Source organism: Clostridium sp. HMP27 (assembly GCF_000765165.1).
Classification (GTDB): Bacteria; Bacillota; Clostridia; order Clostridiales; family Clostridiaceae; genus Clostridium_AK.
Genome location: NZ_JMFY01000068.1, coordinates 1 through 2,540, shown reverse-complemented (window position 1 = coordinate 2,540; position 2,540 = coordinate 1). Strand labels below are relative to the sequence as shown.

The window sequence follows — 2,540 nt, the reverse complement described above, 5'->3', positions numbered from 1 at the left end:
AAGGTTTGGAATGGACGTAACGCTTGCATATCCAAAGGGATATGAATTACCAGATTGGGTAATAGAAAAGGCAAAAGTTTATGCAGCACAATATGGTGGCAGCGTAACACTTACTAATAACATGGAAGAAGCATATAAGGATGCAGATGTAGTAATACCAAAGAATTGGGGGAACTGGGTAACAAATCAAAGTAAAGATGTTATAGATGACCTGCTTGAAGCAAACAAGGCATGGAAATGTACAGAGGAAATGATGGCACTTACAAAACCAAATAGCATATATATGCATGCATTACCAGCAGATAGAAAAAATGAAGTTGTGGATTCAGTAATAGATGGACCGCACTCTGTAATATATGATGAGGCAGAAAATAGAATTCATACAGCTAAAGCTGTAATGACTTTACTTATGGGCGGAAAGTAAAGTAGTAATTAGGGTGTAGGTTTAGAGATTAGTTGATTATAACAGGCGGTGATTTTCAATGAAGAAGTTATTAAAAGGCTTGAGTAAAGTTGTAACTTTTGATAATAAGGATAGTATTTTTGATGGATATGACATTTTGATTAATGATAGGGTAATTGAGAAGATAGATAAGGATATTAAGCTGGAGATGGACATGGAGGTTATAGATTGTAGAGGACTTCTAGCTATGCCTGGTTTTGTAAATACCCATCATCATTTATACCAAACTTTATTTAGGGGGATAGATGAAGTTCAAGAAAAGCCCCTTTTCCCATGGCTTGTTGGACTTTATGAATTTTGGAAGCATATAGGTCCAGAGGCTGTATATTATGGAGGAATGGTTGGATTTAGTGAACTTTTGAGAACGGGTTGTACAACAACTATGGATCATCATTATGTATTTCCAGAAAATAAACCATCTACCTTAATAGATGAACAGATAAGAGCAGCTAAGGAAATAGGGATAAGATTTCATGCCACAAGAGGTTCGATGTCGCTTGGGAAAAGTAATGGAGGACTACCACCAGATAGCGTAGTTCAAAGTGGAGATAGGATACTTGAGGACAGTGAAAGACTTATAAATAAATACCATGATAAAGAAGATTTAGCTATGACAAGGATAGCACTAGCACCATGCTCACCATTTTCTGTAACTGAAGATTTAATGATTAAATCTCAAGAACTTGCAAGAAAAAATGGGGTTATGCTTCATACTCATTTAGCAGAAACAAAGGATGAAGAAAGATTTTGCTTAGAAATGTACGGAAGAAAGCCAGTGGAGCTTATGGAAAGTGTAGGATGGCTTGGTGAAGACGTATGGTTTGCCCATGTAATTCATGTAAATGAAGAGGAAATGAAAAAGCTTAAGGGATCAGGGGTAGCTCATTGTCCATCTTCAAATATGAAATTAAATAGTGGTATATGTCCTACTACAGATCTACTAAAGGCAGGAGTGAAGGTTAGCATAGCAGTGGATGGAAGTGCTTCAAATGATGGGTCAAATATGTGGGAAGAAGTTAGACGTGCTTATCTTTTAAATCACTTAAAATATGGTACTGAGGGGCTAGATGCTTATAACATACTAAGACTTGCAACTAGGGGAGGGGCAGAGGTGCTGGGAAGATATGATATTGGTATACTTGAAGGTGGAAAGGCTGCAGATATAGTACTTTATGATTTAGACGACGTAGCTTATGCAGGATGCCATAATCCGTTAGTAGGATTAGTTACCTGTGGAAACACAAGTTTGGTTAAGATGACCATGGTAAATGGAAGGATAGTTGTAAAAGACGGCGAATTATTAACTGTGAATACAAAAAGCGTAAGAAAAGAAGCACATAAAATTGCAGAAGATATAGTTAAAATTGAGAGAAATAAAAGGTAAAAAGACGGGGGGATGCTCTATGGCTAAAGTTATTTCAATTAATATTAGTGAAAAAAAAGGAGTTATAAAAAATCCTATAGAAAAGGGATTTTTTAAAAAGGATTTTGGGCTAGAAGGTGACGCTCATGGAGGAAATTGGCACAGACAGGTAAGTCTTTTAGCTGAAGAAAGTATAGATAAAATGAAAGAACTAGGGCTAAGTGAGCTGACCCCTGGGGTATTTGCAGAAAACATAACTACCAAAGGAATAATTCTTTATACATTACCTATAGGCACAAAACTCAAAATAGGTGAAGTAGTTATGGAAGTCACTCAAATAGGAAAAGAGTGTCATAGTGGATGCCAAATAAGTAAGATTACAGGAAAGTGCATAATGCCAAGAGAAGGTATATTTGCACGGATATTAGAACAAGGCTACATACAAGCCGGGGATGAAGTTAAGATAGTTTAAATAAAAGATTGGGGGATATAAAAATGCAAACAGTATTTAGGGGAAGACACTTTATAACATTACAGGATTACACAAATGAAGAAATAGAAACAATGTTAGATGTATCCTATGATTTAAAGAGAAAATTTGCAATGGGAATAGATACTCCATATTTACCACATAAGACAATGTTTTTAATGTTCTTTGAACAATCTACAAGAACAAGAAATTCTATGGAAGCGGGAATAGCTCAACTTGGAGGA

Annotated in this window: 2 protein-coding genes and 2 pseudogenes; all 4 read left to right on the top strand. The window is 35.9% G+C overall.

Features of this window, described 5'->3' with window-relative positions; translation table 11 throughout:
* Positions 1-424: pseudogene (locus DP68_RS18700) on the top strand (ornithine carbamoyltransferase); the annotation flags it as partial.
* Positions 425-482: 58 nt separating this feature from the next.
* On the top strand, positions 483-1,847 hold the full coding sequence (locus tag DP68_RS18695; RefSeq protein WP_035312041.1) for an 8-oxoguanine deaminase: 1,365 nt from the start codon (positions 483-485) through the stop codon (positions 1,845-1,847).
* A gap of 19 nt (positions 1,848-1,866) precedes the next feature.
* Positions 1,867-2,298 carry an MOSC domain-containing protein gene (locus tag DP68_RS18690; protein ID WP_035312040.1) on the top strand — a complete coding sequence of 144 codons (432 nt, stop codon included), beginning with the start codon at positions 1,867-1,869 and terminating at the stop codon, positions 2,296-2,298.
* A gap of 23 nt (positions 2,299-2,321) precedes the next feature.
* Positions 2,322-2,540: pseudogene (locus DP68_RS18685) on the top strand (ornithine carbamoyltransferase); the annotation flags it as partial.